Below are 17,329 nucleotides of genomic sequence, written 5' to 3' on the forward strand. Positions count from 1 at the left end.
CACCACGCAGCTGGCTACCAACCTGGATTTTGGACAATTAAAGCGTTTGTTGCAATTTCTGCCGGAGGTATCGGCAGGTATAAATGTTTGGCTGTAATGTTAACAGCAGGCGAGGTATAGCCATTACGGATAACACCACCCGGTACCGATGGGCCTATAGCTGCTAAAGTCTGCATCGTAGAGACCAACCTCCCCCATCTTCGTAAATCGTGCGACCTTAAGGCTTCGTAAGCCAATTCCCTTGACCTTTCATCAACAATATGCTCAAAGAACTGCGCTTTAGTTAAACCGGCTGGCAAATCAGCCTCAGAAACCACTATAGGGCTTACTGTGGCAGTTGCAGTCGCGCCAGAGCCTGCGCCATTTGCGCTGGTGATGGTAACCGTAGGTGGTGTTGCAGTATAAAATCCGCCCATATTTACCAGGGTTAGCTGAGTTACAACGCCATTTGTAACTGTAGTATAAGCTTCTGCGGTACTCGCTCCATTTGGATCACCGCTGCTCCCGATGGTAACAACCGGTGCAGCAGTATAGCCTGTTCCCCCACTGGTGATGGCAATTTCACTTACCCGGTAACCTGTACCATATGCACGCTCCCGCACTTTATTCATCGCGTCGTAAGCAGCCGCAGTTGGACCATTTATATGATTTTCAGCCTCAGCAAACATCAGTAAAACATCGGAATACCTTAACAACGGAAAGTTGGTCCCGTTACCGTTTTGAAACCTGGGTAAACGCAACTCCTCATCCCTTCTCCATTTACCAGGCCAGCGTTGATAAAGGTTTCCGTTTCTGGGCCAGTAACTTTTTGTCATAACCTGTACTGCCGCAGTCCCCCCAACCCATTGATAAGGTGCAACGTTTCTTTCGCGCCGCAAATCTTTAGAAAGACTGGTCAATGGATCCTTCTGGTATTTATCATACAACAATACCGAAGCCTGCAAAAAATTGTACCCAAAACCCGGAAATGTCCTTCCGTTTGCGGCTTGAATACCATTCCGAATTCCAACATAGCCCTGTTCTCTATAATTGTCCGAAACATTGCCGAAAAATTCAACCTCCCACATATTTTCTTTCACATCATACTCATCACGGGCCTGTTTGACAAAAAGATCAGCATAACTTGGGTTTAACGCATTCTCTCCGGTGCTGATTACCTTTGAACTCCAGGCCAGAGCATCTGCATATTTCGATTCATCATTTAAAGGGAATCCAGTCATACTCAGGCAAACCCTTGCTAAAATACCTTGTGCAGTGTTTTTTGACAAACGGCCACTCGAATTGGCACCAAGTACCGAGGCCTGGGGTAAAACCGCTTCTGCGGCGGTCATATCTTTGAGTATCTGCTCGTAAATTTCGGCTATTGAAGAAGCTGCCAGATTAACATCAAATGAACTTTTTACGGGAGCTAGCATCATCGGGACTTTACCCCATTTATCTACAAGAATAAAATGATAATAGGCCCTTAAAAATAAAGCCTGCGCACGGATATTGTCTCTCACGGCCTGGCTTACCTGGGCCTTTGGGTTGCCTGCAGCTTCAATAATAATATTGGCATTGTTAATGCCCTGGTACAATACATTCCACATACCAGTAATGTTAGGATCACTGGATGAATAACTAAAATTTGACGGAACAATCAGTGGGGCTTGGCTAAATACAAAAACAGCCTCATCATTATTGTGGGACATGTTATGTAATAAGGCATCCTGATACAAATAGGAAGAACCTAAAATGCTGTATACGCCAGCCAAACCACCATTAAGCTGTTCTTCAGTAGTGTAGTAGTTTACCGAAGTGATAAAATCTGTAGGTAAACTATTCAATTGCTTTTTACATGAAGTAAAGGCAAATAATATGATAATTATTAACAACAAATAAGCTCTGTGTTTCATATGTCAATATTTAAAAAGAAAAATTAAGACCAAAAGTCATCGTAAAAGAGCGTGGATACGCAGCGTAATCAAATCCCTGCGTCAAAGCGCCGGGACGTGTAGATACTTCGGGGTCTGAACCTTGATATTTACTCCATACAGCCAGGTTTTGTGCCGAAGCATAAATCCTGGCATTTTTTACTTTGATAGATTCAGACATTTTTTTTGGCAGATTATATCCCAGGGAAACGGTCTGCAGGCGTAAGAAAGAGCCATCTTCAACCACCCTGGAAGAAACAGCCGGAATTGTGGTTGCACCGCCAGCTCTGGGATATAAGTTAGTCTGATTTTCTGGTGTCCATCTGTTGGCATATGAAGCAAACTGATTGGTATAGGAGTCCGGCATACCTTCAAAGATCAACCGGTTTGCATTCAGGATATCATTTCCATAAGAATAGGTCAGCAGTATACTCAAGTCAAAATTTTTGAAATTAAAATTATTGGAAAATCCTCCGGTAAATAAGGGATTGGGATTCCCGATCACTACTTTATCGGCATCTGTAATCGTACCGTCCTGGTTGATATCCTCATATTTAATATCACCTGGTTGCATTGCCGTCCTTGCAGAACCATTTGTTGGCAGATTGCCTTTTAGAACATACGCGCCATTAGGAAGCAGATCAAAATCTTCATATTGGTAATTGCCCAGCCATTTAAAGCCTATAATCTGCGAAATCGGGCCTCCTACAATAGCAACGTAAGGAAAAGCCGGATTAATATTGTAGGAAACCTGAGAAATCAACCCTCTTTGGCCACTGCTTAACGCCAGTACTTCATTCCGGTTAAAGGATATGTTAAAATTAGAGGACCATTTCAAAGCCTTATCTGAATTCACCGTATTCAGTGAGAACTCCCAACCGGAATTTCTTACTGAACCTATATTCTGAATCGCAGAAGTATAGCCTATATGACCTGGTGTCGTTGCCTGCAGCAGCAGGTCAGAGGTTATTTTACGATAGTAATCAACTGTAAGTTCAATACGGTTCTTTAAAAATCCAAAATCTAAGCCCAGATCTGTAATAGCAGTGGTTTCCCATTTCAGCTCCTCATTGGCCAGACCGGATTGATAGGAACCTTTCATATAAGTATTACCAAAGGTATAGGTACTGGAAATATCACTTTGGTTGATGGGCGACAGGTAGGCATAGTCACCAATTCTGTTGTTACCTGAAGTGCCATAACTGGCCCTGAACTTTAGTGCCGAAACTGAACTGATATTTTTCATAAAATCCTCACGCCCAATATTCCACGATACTGCTGCAGATGGAAAATAACCCCACTGGTTACCAGGAGCAAATTTTGAAGAACCATCTGCCCTGATCACCCCTGAAAAATAATATTTAGATTTATAATTGTAGTTTACCCTGGAAAAGTAAGAACTTAAAAAATTCTGTGTTGAACCTGATGAAATGGCATAAGGAGTTCCTTCATCAAGTCCACTTACACCCAAAATATCATTCGGAACTTTGCTGGCCAACGCTCTGCTAGTGGTTAATTTAGCTCCCTGTATAGAAAAACCACCAAGCAGATTAACCGAATGGTACCGGTTAAAAACCTTTTTATAATTCAGTGTATTTTCATTCACCAGATTGGTGAGCGCATAATTGTCAATAAAGCCATTAGGTCCAAGTACACTGCTGGGGCTACCCTGATAGGTAAGTGCAGAATAATAAGCATTGCTAAGTCTTTGTGTATAATTGATACCACCTGTTACCCGGAACGTCAATTCGGGGAGGATTTTATAATCTATGCCAGCATTAGCAACCAGATTGTTCAGGTGCGCATTGATCGTAGTATTGTTGTTCTGAACAATAGGGTTAAACGAATAGGCATTCTGTCCATCAGGATCGATGGGCAGGTTAAGCTGGTCTTCTACAGAAGACGAAGGTGAAACGGCCGGTCGGTAACCCCATATCCCATATAATAAACTCAATGATGCAGAGCCATTAGTTGGTATATTTGAAGGCGATGTCCCGGTTGTCCTGGTACGGGCGTAATTTACATTAAGGTTAAAGTCTGTTTTCTTGTTCACCTCCTGGCTGAAAACAAATCTACCCTGATAACGCTTAAAATTAGTTTGTAAAATGGTCCCGTCCTGATCTGTGGTAGACCCTGAAATTAAATATTTACTTTTGTCTGTTCCGCCGGAAAGTGACAACGAATAATTTTGAAAAGGTGCAGTCTGGAACAATTTATCCTGCCAGTTTGTATAAGGCTGAGTTTTATAATAATCAATTGTCCTTCCACCAGGAACATAAGCGGGCCGTCCGTCAAGTTCAGGATCACCTGGTGTGTAACGCTCTTTTGCAACCAACCCGTTCCGTTCAATTACAAGTTGTACATATTCATAAGGTTTTAGCAGTTCCATCAATTTTAAACTTCGCTGGAAGCCATATGAACCATCAAATGCCACTACCGGACTTCCAGACTTTCCGCGCTTAGTGGTAACAAGTATAACACCATTAGCGCCCCTTGAACCATAAATAGCGGTAGAAGCAGCATCTTTTAATACAGTAATTGTTTCTACATCAGCGGGGTTGATCGTATTGTTATTAGGATTTTCAATTGGGAATCCATCAATCACCCATAGTGGGGAATTGTCTTGCGACAAGGAATTGTTACCCCGCACTACAATATTGGTGGTGGCCCCCGGTCCGCCTTCAGAAGAAGTAACCTGAACACCAGATACACGACCCGCCAGCGCCTCTTCAAAAGATTTAACAGGGGCCTTTTGTAAATCTTCCCCCTTAATAACACCCAATGAACTGATAACATCCGATTTTTGCGTAGTACCGTATCCCGTTACAATAACGTTATCCAAATCAGTAGGTGAACTAATTAATCTGATCTTTAATGCAGCATCATTCTTTATCACCATTTCTTGGGTTTTATAACCGATAAAACTCAAAACAAGAACATCTCCAATATCAGCACTAATAGTAAATTGCCCGCTGTTGTTAGTCGCAGCTGATTTATCTGTTCCTTTTATCCGCACAATCACACCAGGTAGCGGAAGCCCGTCATCACTCGATAATACCAGCCCGCTAATCTGTATCCGGTTATTGCTTTGATCATCGGCCTTTGCTACAATAATTGTATTTTCCTTTATCTGATAAGTAATTGCCTGGTTCGCAAAACACTTGTTAAGTACCTCTTTAAGGGTAGCACCAACAACCTTAATGGTTACCGGTCTGGCATTCTGCAACATTTGAGAGTCGTACATAAACTCATAGTTACTTTGCCTGGTCAGTATAGAAAATACTTCCTTTAAAGAGGTATTTTTAACATCTATGCTAATATACTGTGCATGTACAGCAGCATTTAACTGGAAAGCGCCTAAGAATATTAAAACTGATAATAATTTCATCACAAGAAAAAATTTGGGTAGGTTCCGGTGGGGCATACCACGCTTATATGCAAAATAATTTTTATACATTTGGTTTGTTAGGTTTTAACTGGTTCAAAGATTTAAGATCTGGCGATGCCTTAGGGCAGAAAACAGGGGTGTTTCAGCACTCCTGTTTTTGTCTGATGTGAAATAGAGGTAAAAATTATTTCATTACGAAAACCCTCCTTCCCTCGATTTTAAAATGAATCCCTTTTGTACTTTCCATAATATTCAACAAATCTGTTATTTTCTTAGACCTGGAAACGTAGCCTCCAAACCGCTTATTATCAAACTTGGCCATGTAAACAACATCTACATTATACCAGCGCGAAATCTGGTTCATGATAGCATATATATCTTCATCTTTAAACATGAAGTATCCGTTCTTCCATGCCATCGCTTCCTTTAAATCAGCTTTATCTACGCTTATGTGGTATCCATCAAATATTGCCTGCTGTCCTGGTGAAAGGATCTTACCATCATGGGAGTGCTCAGCACTTACGATTACACGCCCCTCTAATAAAGTCGTTTTAACAACAGGTTCATCGGGATAAGCATTAATATTAAAATGGGTACCAAGCACTTTAACCGTCTGGTTATTACTGACCACAAGAAACGGTGATTGCTGATTGCTCGAAACTTCAAAGTACGCCTCTCCTTTTAGTTCAACTTTCCGCTCATTTCCCGAAAATGCTGTTGGATATTTTAAACTTGATGCAGCATTTAACCAGACACGAGTGCCATCTGTTAAAATGATCTGATATTGTCCGCCGTTAGGTGTGCTGATGGTATTGCTTTCGCCTGTAGAATTTATGCCAGAAATGGCGTTATAAAAAACTTGCCCATCAACTGACTTTTTAATCTCTACTCCACCAATTTGTGCCAGTTGGCCATTCGAAGCAGTTTCCAGATTAATTTGCTTTCCGTTTGACAAGGTAAGTACCGCCTTGTTGCCTCCAGGTTTTATCGCTACAGTTTCCACGCCTTGCAAAACTGGCTTTGCCGGATTAACTGAATAAGACAAATAGAAATATAAGGATAATGAAAGCACCAATACTATGGAAGCTGCCACAGCAACCAATTTTGTTCGCCAAATAGATTTGGTTTTTACCTGTTGATGATTTCTTTGTTCAAACTTTTCGTAAAGATGGTTCACAATCACATCCTCTCCACCAGCTTCCAGTATCCACAGATCCAGTTGCTGCTCTCCATAATTAATTTGATTATACCAGTCTTCCAGTTCAGCTAGCTCTGTCTCAGATAACCCAGCAACCGAATAGTTTTTTAATAGATATTTAAGCCTATCTTTTTGCATGAATACACGATGTTATATTTGGCATTATAGATAGTAAGACACCTTAGATCTACTTACCCGTTACTCCCATCACGAGTTTTTTAAAAAATATTTAAAAAAAACTGGAAATTTTTGATTGAAAAAATCTCATGGATTCAAGTGCTTGCCCTCAATCTCAAGCACATGAAGTGCTGAGGGCTGTCCTTCAACTGCCGGCGGAGACTGGAGCATTACGGATAAGATGCCCGCATTAAGCCACCTTGCTAAATCAAGCTGGGGTTCATTAAAATATGTTGCCTTTGATACATACACCTCTTTCCAATCCTTCCACCCTGATTTGTAAGTTGCCCTTACCACCACCAGTGGTGCTCCCTGGTTTTTGGCCTCAAAATGATCTTTACGCACAAAAACAAGAAAAAGGTTATTATTTCGGTCGCATATCAGCTTTGGCCTGTTACCCATAAAGGGCAATTGATTTTGTTGCCATATGCCTTCCTTCTGATAATAATGAAAGTAAGCACCATTTTCCATTAATGCCCAGCCAGGGCCTCCATGACTCTTTTTATGGTACATTACAATATGTGGTTTCAAACGTTTATCAGCAACCTGTGATTGTTGATTCATCACACCCCATCCCCGATCAAGATGCCGTACAGTTATTCCAGCACTCAAAGCATCAATTGACTTTGACTGACCGGCACCATGAACTGCTATCAGATCATTTCTGTGGTTACACCAGGAATTTCCATTATCCTTACTGTACGCATAACAGATGTCACGATTGCCTAATGTTGCAACGTTTTCTCTCCACGTCCAGCTGATGTGCAGCACACCTTTATGATCATAGCTCAGGTTATTCAGGTAAGCATTTCTATTTTTACTATCACCTTTAAACGGATCCTGGTAATTACCACTCCGCGAAATAAATACATGAGGGTCAGTCCATTTACCAGACGAAGCATCATACTGTCCGATTAAACAATCTCCGTTACTACTATACCCATTTCTGTACGCAAACAAAAGATTGCCCTGTGGCGTACTGATAAAAGTGGGATACGAAACAACAGGTATAGGCTTTCCGATTTCAAGGTAGTTAACTATCGGTTTAAAAAGCTTGCTTGTCCATTGTACACGCTCCGGATTATCGAGAATATCCTTTATTGATACGCGGTAATGTAGTGGTCCGGCATGCTGATCAAAAGAAAGATGTATAGTTCCGTCTTTTGTACAAAGTCCGATACTAATAACATTGTGCGTATTGTTATCCTGATTTTTTAGATAAGAAAAACGGTAGTCATCAAAATTAATCGTTTCCCATTTGTAATCAGTCAATTTTCGTCTGCCGAGACAGACCTGACGCGCCCCATTGTAATAGGCAATGTATTGCCAACCTTTGTAACTGGTCAATGCATCTTGTTGAAAACTTTGCCCGTTAATGCTGTTACCATAGGTACCTTCAAAACAAGTCAGGGCTTTCTGATCTACTATCATGGTAGCATCATTATCCTGGGCAAAAACGGGCTGGACCTTGAATATGACAATCAGGTTAACCAGAAAAAAAAACATACACCAGCTGATATGGCCTTTTGGATAAATAATCATATTCTTATTATTTCATTTGTAACAGTAAGACACTTTGGTCAGACTTTACCGTTAGTCCATCTTACTTAAAAAAAATAGATCACTAAGAATTGCTAAATCAACAGCATGCAAATCCGGGTGCCTTGTTTTTAAGCCTTTCAGATTGGTATCTCCTACGGTACCAGAGGTGATTTTTATGTATCAAGCCATTCGGATAAGAAAGAATTAAGCAATCTCATTTTATCATTTAAATTACTAGAAGTGAATAACTTATCATTATATAGTTGGAGCAATATGCTGTTCCAGCTTAAGCAAAACTCTTTATACAAACATCGTTCTCCTGGTCGCGTTTCGGCGGTAAACAGGACTAATTACGAGGTCGTCTCGGAGCATGGACTGCTATTATGCGAACTGACCGGCAATTTACTTTATGGAAAACCATCGTTCGAACTTCCCTGTACAGGGGATTGGGTTATTTTTCAATCTTTTGATGAAGACAAAGGGCTGATAGTAGATATTCTACCCCGCGTTCATACTTTATACCGAAGAAAAAGCGGTACAGTATCAGATAAACAGGCAATGGCCGCTCATGTAGACAAGGCTTTTATCGTTCAAAGCCTTGATGCCAATTTCAATGTTCGCCGGATAGAACGTTTCATGGTTCAGGTATTAGAAGAGCGCATTCAGCCCATCTTGATATTTACCAAGTCGGACCTCGAATTTAGCCGGCATCAGGTAGATCAGTCATTGGAGCATCTTTCGCTCCAAATGCCTGTATTCTTTACCAGCATCCATTCTCCCGAAACCCTGCTTCCTGTACGTAAATCTGTTGCACAAGGACAAACGGCAATATTTGTGGGCTTTTCCGGTGTAGGAAAAAGCTCCATAATTAATGCTTTGTGCGAGCGGGAAGTTTTTACCACTTCCGAAACGAGCAGGTCCAGCGGCAAAGGACGGCACACTTCAACACGGAGAGAAATGGTACTGAGTCTTTTTAATTTTCATCAAAGTATATCTTATGGGCTTTCATGGCTTTTTGCCATCCGTAAGGAAAAATCGCATGGCCATCGCCCGTCATTTTCTGCATTATTAATTTCACATGCTCCTGAATTTTCACAGGAAGCGTGTAAAATGCTTTATCAACCCGCGTATTCCGCTCAAAGTCAAGCGTCCCGTTTTGATGACGGATAGCAAATTTCTTTCCCTTATAGTAAGTTAAGATTTTAATTCTCCCGTCATCGGTATGGTTCAATCCACTTGTTCCATAAACCATGACGGGATCGATCAGACCATCATTGTCAATATCTTTAAGCGCTGTATACTTTGTCCAAAACCAAATGGAATTTTCCATTTCATCATTGCCAGGTTGTTTAATAATGGAATCGTCTATTTCCCACTTCTTTATAAGTCCGTTTTTTTCCGCCTGGAAGTTAAGCGCCTTTATGTGGTGATGGAGTGTGTCTGTGCGGGGGGCTTTAACATTAGTGCTTTCGGTAAGCACAATAAAAAACTGCCCTGAGCTGTCTATGCACCTGTAAACCCTGCGAATAGGGTAATTGATGCCGGATTGTTTATTTAAACGGTCGGTAAAAATCTTCTTCGTCTCCTGTTGTGACAGCATTTCGCTGTTCAACACTTTACTCTGCCCAAAAGCCAGGATTGTGGAGAAGAAAAGAAGCAAGGTCAGGGTTATCCTACTCATCATCCAGCAACGAGGCACATTCTCCGCCAAGCTTTTTTAAACGTTCGTCTAGAGTTAAAAGGGCCTGAGGGTTTTTAATGCTGTTATATAAATTGGTGATCATTGCCAATGTTCTTTCATCCGGATCACAGGCTTGTGATTTTTCAAAATAAGGCAGTGTTTTGCTGACCTCATTCTTATAAGCACTAAAACGCTCGGCATGTAATTTAGCATTTTTTGCTTTCGCTGCTTCTGTTACTGTACGACCAATTGAATCGCATTTTTTAAGGTAAATAAACCCTAATGCCCTGTAAGTAACATAGTAAGCAGGAGCCAGCTTAATGGCCTGCTCATAATGGGGAACTGCCTTATCAGGTTCTTTGATTTCTTCATAGATACGGCCAAGGTGGAAGTTCACATTGGCAAGCTGTTTTTCTGTAAGCTCTGTTGAGCGTGCCAGTAGCGCAAGGGCTTTATCTTTAGCCTGGGTACGGGTTGCAGGATCCATTCTCATTTGCGAATAATCCCAATAAAGATCTTTAATGGGCTTTGTTTGCGAAAGTGCTACCTGACCTACAAAAAGGATAAGCAAAGTAAAAAAATAGGTTTTCTTCATAAATAAGAATGGTTGAACGTTAATAAATTGGCATTCACCAAACCTAATAAAATAATTGTATATAAAAAAATGCCCCCCCCTAGCCAGCCATCTGGCTGCAGCAATGCGAACTGTTGGTTACTTTCTTACAAACCGAAGTCCGCAACCTTCGATACAGGGCGGGTTAAGTTCCAGTTTAGTGGACGTGACTTTATACCGATAAATGAATGGTGATGTCTGGTTACCTGATTTAACTTCCATTGTAACGCTGTCCAGAATTTTAAAGCTTAACAGATCGGTCACAGCATCGCCTTTTATAGTTCCATCTCTATTAAAAGTAGCGTATTTATCTTCTTTCACCTTACGGTATACGCCGCTGCCATCACCGGGATCCATCCAGGTTTCTGTCAATTTCCAGGTTCCGTAAATTTCTTTACTTCCCTTGCTTTCCTTTTTACAGGAAGCAAAACTTAAGATCAAAGCTGCAAATAGCACAATTTGTAATTTCTTCATGTTCGTTTCAGTTTTGAAATAAAGACGAGCGTAACGAGGGAAATGCTACAGCTGGGGCGATATTTAGATAGGTTATTTATTCAGATTCACAAATTAATACCAGATACGGGGGTGAAAAACATCATTCAGCAGATCAGGGGTAGCTTAGGGTCGATATGCGTTCGAAATGCGTTTTATTTTGAGTTCGCGTTGAAAGGGTATTGACAAGGGGTTGTGAAGGCCTTGACAGCGCCTTTTGCCTTATCAATGCGGTGTAAATGACTGTTCAATCAGCTATAAATCTTTAGCGCAGCACAAACGCAGCACAAACCCAACTACACATTTAAAGTGTTTGGCAGATTTATTGTTTGTTTTAAATTTTGAGAGCTTTAAATCTCTCACATTCGTTCCAGATGACGAATGTACCTTAATTACATTTGATAATAACATGGCCAGATTTAATGGTCTCTTTGATGGTTTCAATGGCAAACTGGGTAATCTGGTAAGCTACAACCTTAAGGGAAAACAGGTGATCCGTAAAATAGGACGGACAACCAAAGCACCAAGTACTGCCCAATTGGCAGTAAGACAGAAACTTTTAGCAATCAATACTTTTTTAAAACCTATTCTGCCCTTTATTAACGTAGGCTTCGAGTTGGAAGCGGCCGGCACAGACAAGAATCCACACAACATTGCTACAGCTTATAACGTTAAACATGCCCTGCAGGGAGAGTACCCCAACATCAGCATAGATTACAGCAGGGTAATGGTGAGTATGGGCGCATTGCCATCTGCCCTTACCCCTGCTGCTAGCGTAACAGGTACGCTGTTAACCTTTACCTGGGGTGTAGCTGCTGATATGGATTGGAGTATTAAAAACGACAGGGCTATGCTGCTAATTTACTGCCCGGAACTAGGCAAAGCAGTTTATTCTTTTTCCGGTACGCGCAGAAGTACCGGTACAGACGGATTGGAACTACCACCCGCGTATCTGGGCAAAGCGCTGCATTGCTACATTGCTTTCAAAAGCAGTAATGGAAAAAAGGTAAGTGACAGTGTTTGGATAAACGGGGCTTTCAATTAAAGCAATCGAATCACTAAAAGTAATCAAGTAAAAAATCCCTGCTTCATTGTGTGAAGCAGGGATTTTTTTATAAGTGCTTCTTAATGAGTAAAACAAGTCTGATGTATAAACTCAAATAAAAAGACTTGCTCCAGGGACATCATTTTTAATGAAAAATTTCTAGCTCCAAACAATGTTTGGAATTGCAGATCAAAGAAACCAATAGACGGAACTAAATTCCAAAAGCATGTATCAAAACCGGACGCGTTCCTGAAGTGAACAGAGTTCTGGGATTTGAAAAAACACTGGTGTAGGTTTGTAGTCGTCAAAACCGAAACTATGCCAGAAGAAATAAGTCTGATCCCCAACAAAGTCACCGTTAGAAAAAAGCCGCATAAAAAGAATGATGAGCTATTAAAGGGCGCATTTGAAGAGAATTTTTATGATTTCCTGCGCTTTATGTATGCAGACGCTGACGAGGTCATAGATTTTGAAAAGGGAATTGAGTTTATGGACAAAGAGCTTCATACGATTATTCCCTTAAGAGAAAGAAGAAAAGGCAAACGCCAGGCTGATCTTTTGGCAAAGCTTTACCTTAAAGACGGTACGGAAAAATGGATATTGTTAAACGTAGAAATAGAAGGAAGTAACGATCGTTACAACGTTTCTGTAGCCACAATTGCTGTATTTACAGGCCCGGAAAACCAATCCAGGCAAACGGCGTATAAAGATCAGCTTTTAGGGACAACCCTCTCCTTTACCTATTTAACGTATAACATTTTTGATCATCCCCAGCAAACACTTATTGCCCTGCGAAACCCATTTGCTTTAATAATTCTGGCTTGCCAAAAAGCAATCCTCGAAGGGAAAATACCGGATGAAGAGCTTGGCCAGGAACGGCTTACCATCGCAAAGGCGCTTCTGGCCCAAAATTATGACCATGACCGCATCATCAGTTTTATGTGGTTTTTGAAGAACTTTATATTTATTGACAATCAAGATATTAATTGTAATTTTGATCAGCAGATCGAAACACTAACCGGAGGAAAACTCGATATGGGAATTATAGAAACGATAAAAATGCAGGAAAGACGGGAAGGAATAGCTGAGGGCCGCCACGAAGAAGCTTTGGAAATTGCCCGTGAAATGAAAAAGGATAAATTTCCAACAGAAACAATTGCAAAACTGACCAAACTTTCAATCAAAGAAATCGAGGAACTTAAAAAGTAGGTAAATAACCCCAAATAAAAAAATCCCTGCTTCATTGAAGCAGGGATTTTTTTTAAAAGACATTTGCTATTAATTTGCCGGAGCAAGAACAAATCCTGTTGGTGTTTTAACAAAAGATTTGCTGTCTGTTGGCGTTGCTCCCCGGAAAAGTGCATACGTAACTTTATATGGAATCGTAGGATCTACCGGAGCGTTCGGATACTTAGCATTCAAGACTACAATTAATCCATCAGCTATTTGAGCTTCAGTCCAGTTATTAGCCCCACCCGTAACATCAAATGAACCAAACTGCGCTAAGTTGGCACGGCCATTTGCTGTTCCGGCGTTACTTGCGCCTATGGTATTGTAATCGTTTCTTACCAAGGTATAATAAATAGTAGGGTCAGGTATCCATTTACCATCTTTTTTTAGAAAGGCTAAAGTTAACGATGGTACCCAGTTACCCGTAGCATCATAGCTAAGGGCATAAACCTTTTGATGCATCAGCGTACCAGATTGCATATACTTGTAAGTAACGTACCTCACATCACCAACTTTTGGAGAGATGATGTTCGGATCTGATTTTAACATCGTATTAAAATAAGAAGGTAGATTTGCTACATCAGCTGAGGTAAACCCATTGTTAATGCCTCTTCCCAAAGCGGCATATTGTGCCGGCGAAACAAGGTATATCTTTTGCCATCCGTTTGGCATTAGCAGGAATGCCTCAGTTACTGTAACACCTGCCGAAGGGGTAGCATTGGATTGGAAAAACTGATAAGTAAGCAATACCAGTTTGTACGCAGGGGTTGTAGCCTGAGGATACTTCCATTCTAAAAAAGATGCAGCCTGCGCAACACTATAAGTATTAAATATAGTAATAACACCTGTAGTAGCATTAGTACTGAAATTACCTACTACCGGTGCTCCAGTTGTATAATCATTTGCAGTTACCGTATATTGTATATTCGCATAAACGCTATCAGCTGGTTTTATGGTATTTGTTTTAAAACTGTAGGTTACGTTAGCTTTAGAACCATCTGCCAATTGCGGATAGGTAGAATTGAGCATTGCAGAGATGCCTATATTAGCAGCATCAGCAGTTCCATAAAGTGTTGTTGTGCTTATAGTTAATGTTTTCTCAGCAGCAACTGGCTTTATGTTATTGATTTCATCCTTTAAAGGATTACAGGCAACGAATACCATGCTAATAAACGCTACCAGATATAATATGTTCTTTTTCATGATCATCATTTTAGAAATTAACTTTTAACCCTACAGTCCATGTTCTGCCAGCTCCATAATATACGCTTGCATTATTAACATCACTGATGCCATTATTAAATTGAGCATTTGAATCTGAAATGTATTCCGTACCCAATAGATTATTCACATTTGCAAACATGGATGACTTGATGCCTGCGAATTTGAATTTGAATACCGCATTTACATCAACCAGCGAATAACTAGGCACTTGCCATGGCACTAAATTTTCTGAGGTTATCAAAGTAGGTACAAAGGAAGAATAATAACGACCAAAATAGTTGTAATCGGCACCAATCCTTAAATCTTCAGTAACATCAAAAGATGCACCCAAAGCTAAAGTTGTTTGTGGCTGATCACCAACCTTAAGACCTTTCATATAAAGAGGACCGATGGAACCACCCGCTAAAGGGGCGCCGTTAACATCCGTGATGACCGCCTTTGGCACATTGCTGTCCCATTTCCAGTCACCAACAGAAAGCATACCGTTAATGGTCAGGAAGTGCACCGGTGAATATTTAAAATCAACTTCTACCCCTTGGTGTAAGGCATCTACGCCACTTAAGTTGGCAGTATAAAATTGTTGTGTTGCCTGATCATAAAATGGATTTACAGTAGATCTGTCTTTCCAGGTGGTACGGTATATATTCACATTTCCAGAAAACTTGGTGCTTCTGTAACCATAGCCTAGTTCGTAGCTAAGAATCTTTTCACTAACAGCATCAGCATTCTTTTTATTCTGATAGCCTGCAAATACAGCTTCGAAAATAGGGGCCTTTTCAAAATAGCCAACGTTACCAAATACATTATGGTGCTGATCGATGTTGTAGTTTGCACCACCTTTAGTCTGGTAGCCAAAATAGTTCACTTTTGCACTCTTACGCGCCGGATCTGAATCTAAGTACTTAAAATGATCAACACGCTGGTAGGAAGTATTGGATCCGGACAAAGATATGAATGCAGAAAGATCGCCATAACTGTATTCACCTTGTACGAAAGCACCCTGCCAGCCTACTAAACCATCATAGTAAAACCCGATTTTATCACCGGTTTTAGCCATATTAATAGGGTTGTTAATGTTACCAGCACCTCTGCTTGTAGTAGGTGCACCATTGTACACTTCCAGAACATATTCAGCACCCAATAAATTCCTCACGGAATTGTAGTGAATACCTTTATATTGTCTTAAGTCAACTCCACCCAGTAAATCAATTTTATCATTCAGCTTTTTCTTATAGGTACTCATTAAACCGCCCCAAACGTGGTCATTTCTGTAAGATTGCAGGTAAGCAACCGCTTTACCATCTTGTGCAGCAGTATTTAAATCTACCAGGGCATCAATATCAACAGGGGTATATTTATTACCTGTTCTTGTATTAAGGAAAAGACTTGCATTGTTGGGGAATTCGTTTCCTCCCCTACCCATTGAACCATAAAGTGCGGTTGACAATGAAGAAGTCTGATCTATAATCCAGCTGTGGTTTAAAGAAACCTGTGGTTTGTGATAGTAGTTACCACTGATTGTTTTTTCTTTTCCATCCAGGATACCGTAGTTGGGGTTGAATTTATTGCCCTGAGGAGCATCCTGATAATAAGCCAGTGTAAAACGCTCAAATCTGGAAGCATGATACTGAGGTGCCCCAAAACCTGTTAACGATAAGGTATGTTTATCGTTGATTATTTTTGACACATTAAAGAAATAGCTATACGCCTCATAAGCCAGGCCATTTACATAACCATCGCCCACATTTCTTGAACCCATGGCCGAAAATGCCCATCCTTTGTCGGTTAAACCTGTTGAATAAGAGAAGGTAGTTTTGTTGAAACCGTAACTTCCCAGTCCCTGGTAAATAAAACCGCCTTTTTTAACATCTGTAGTACGTGTCTGGATATTGACAGTTCCCCCTAATGAAGGCACGGCTACTTTGGAGGCACCTAAACCTCTTTGCACCTGAATGGAGCTGGTTACATCATTTAAACCTGCCCAGTTAGACCAGAATACGCGGCCATCTTCCATGTCGTTTACAGGAATACCATTGATCATTACCGCAATATTGGCACTCTGGAATCCCCTCATGTTGATCCTGGAATCTCCGAAACCACCACCGGTACCTTTGGTAGCATATATACCTGGTACCGATTTAAGCAGTTCTGGAAACTCCTGCTGACCACCTTTTTCGGCGATTCTCTCGGAATTGACAACAGAAAGTGCAACCGGTGTTTTCCTGTCGATAGCAATGCTATTCGCTACGATCATTACCTCATCCATGGTGTTTGAACTTGAAGTAAGGGTAATTTGGCCCAGGTCTGTCTTTCCTGCAGGAACCACAACTTCTTTGCGGTTATAGCCGATGTAAGAGATCACCAGTACATTGGAGCCATCCTGTTTTTTGATAGAAAAATTCCCATCTGATGTAGTAGATGTAGATATTCCCGCGCCTTTTAGCGTAATTACCGCTCCTGGCAATGATTCTTTTGTCAATGAATCGATCACTTTACCCCGGATTGTCTGCTGGGCAAAAGCACCGAGCGCAACAAACTGTAACAGTAAAGAGAAAACAAGTAAAGATTTCTTCATACTTTTTTAGTTAGTTAATAATGTTTTGTACGATATCTAAAAATATCGGCACAAAGTTAAATATTTATTATGCTTGCATTTCTTTTTCAATGTTAAATAATTATTAATAATTGCAGTATTTTTCAACATTTAACATTTAGATTAACAAATACAACTTACAGTTCATCAGTTATTTACATTAATTCTATATTAACTTATAATTTGGAAATAAGTGTTATTCGTGGTATTAAGCGTCAAATCTGACATTCATC

The 17,329-nt window shown here is 40.6% G+C and carries 11 protein-coding genes and 1 pseudogene; 3 read left to right on the forward strand and 9 right to left on the reverse strand.

The genetic code is table 11. The annotated features are described in order from the left end of the window. Nucleotides 1–14 precede the first annotated feature (14 nt). From B9A91_RS02380 to B9A91_RS02395, 4 genes are all read right to left on the reverse strand, one after another. Complete coding sequence (locus tag B9A91_RS02380; protein ID WP_084236821.1) at nucleotides 15–1,895, reverse strand: RagB/SusD family nutrient uptake outer membrane protein; 1,881 nt, start codon at nucleotides 1,893–1,895, stop codon at nucleotides 15–17. Between the two features lie 10 nt (nucleotides 1,896–1,905). Then, nucleotides 1,906–5,301: a TonB-dependent receptor gene (locus B9A91_RS02385; RefSeq protein WP_159451622.1), complete on the reverse strand. Its 3,396-nt coding sequence runs from the start codon at nucleotides 5,299–5,301 to the stop codon at nucleotides 1,906–1,908. A gap of 184 nt (nucleotides 5,302–5,485) precedes the next feature. Then, nucleotides 5,486–6,637, reverse strand: a complete 1,152-nt coding sequence (locus tag B9A91_RS02390) for a FecR family protein (protein WP_084236823.1) — start codon at nucleotides 6,635–6,637, stop codon at nucleotides 5,486–5,488. A 126-nt stretch (nucleotides 6,638–6,763) separates the two neighbouring features. Then, complete coding sequence (locus B9A91_RS02395) at nucleotides 6,764–8,182, reverse strand: BNR repeat-containing protein (RefSeq protein ID WP_159451623.1); 1,419 nt, start codon at nucleotides 8,180–8,182, stop codon at nucleotides 6,764–6,766. A gap of 276 nt (nucleotides 8,183–8,458) precedes the next feature. Here B9A91_RS02395 and rsgA point away from each other — a divergent pair, with 276 nt between their 5' ends. Beyond that, on the forward strand, nucleotides 8,459–9,388 hold the full coding sequence (rsgA, locus tag B9A91_RS02400; RefSeq protein ID WP_144008833.1) for a GTPase RsgA: 930 nt from the start codon (nucleotides 8,459–8,461) through the stop codon (nucleotides 9,386–9,388). On the opposite strand, the pseudogene B9A91_RS24555 reads toward rsgA, so the two are convergent. From B9A91_RS24555 to B9A91_RS02415, 3 genes and pseudogenes are all read right to left on the reverse strand, one after another. Further along, nucleotides 9,333–9,902 (reverse strand): annotated as a pseudogene (locus B9A91_RS24555) (M949_RS01915 family surface polysaccharide biosynthesis protein); the annotation flags it as partial. The gene rsgA and the pseudogene B9A91_RS24555 sit on opposite strands and share 56 nt — an antisense overlap. After that, on the reverse strand, nucleotides 9,892–10,494 hold the full coding sequence (locus B9A91_RS02410) for a tetratricopeptide repeat protein (protein WP_084236827.1): 603 nt from the start codon (nucleotides 10,492–10,494) through the stop codon (nucleotides 9,892–9,894). The gene B9A91_RS02410 and the pseudogene B9A91_RS24555, both read right to left, overlap by 11 nt. A 117-nt stretch (nucleotides 10,495–10,611) precedes the next feature. Then, nucleotides 10,612–10,986, reverse strand: a complete 375-nt coding sequence (locus B9A91_RS02415; protein WP_084236828.1) for a hypothetical protein — start codon at nucleotides 10,984–10,986, stop codon at nucleotides 10,612–10,614. Between the two features lie 427 nt (nucleotides 10,987–11,413). On the opposite strand from B9A91_RS02415, the gene B9A91_RS02420 reads away from it, so the two are divergent. After that, nucleotides 11,414–12,049, forward strand: a complete 636-nt coding sequence (locus tag B9A91_RS02420; protein ID WP_144008834.1) for a DUF6266 family protein — start codon at nucleotides 11,414–11,416, stop codon at nucleotides 12,047–12,049. Between the two features lie 318 nt (nucleotides 12,050–12,367). Beyond that, nucleotides 12,368–13,258, forward strand: coding sequence for an RpnC/YadD family protein (locus B9A91_RS02425; RefSeq protein WP_084236830.1), 891 nt, complete (start codon nucleotides 12,368–12,370; stop codon nucleotides 13,256–13,258). 69 nt (nucleotides 13,259–13,327) lie between these two features. Here the strand turns inward: B9A91_RS02425 and B9A91_RS02430 are convergent, their stop codons facing one another. Then, complete coding sequence (locus B9A91_RS02430) at nucleotides 13,328–14,482, reverse strand: hypothetical protein (RefSeq protein ID WP_144008835.1); 1,155 nt, start codon at nucleotides 14,480–14,482, stop codon at nucleotides 13,328–13,330. A 10-nt stretch (nucleotides 14,483–14,492) separates the two neighbouring features. Continuing rightward, nucleotides 14,493–17,078, reverse strand: a complete 2,586-nt coding sequence (locus B9A91_RS02435; RefSeq protein ID WP_084236832.1) for a TonB-dependent receptor — start codon at nucleotides 17,076–17,078, stop codon at nucleotides 14,493–14,495. Between the last annotated feature and the right edge of the window lie 251 nt (nucleotides 17,079–17,329).

It is taken from the genome of Pedobacter africanus, assembly GCF_900176535.1.
Taxonomy (GTDB): domain Bacteria; phylum Bacteroidota; class Bacteroidia; order Sphingobacteriales; family Sphingobacteriaceae; genus Pedobacter; species Pedobacter africanus.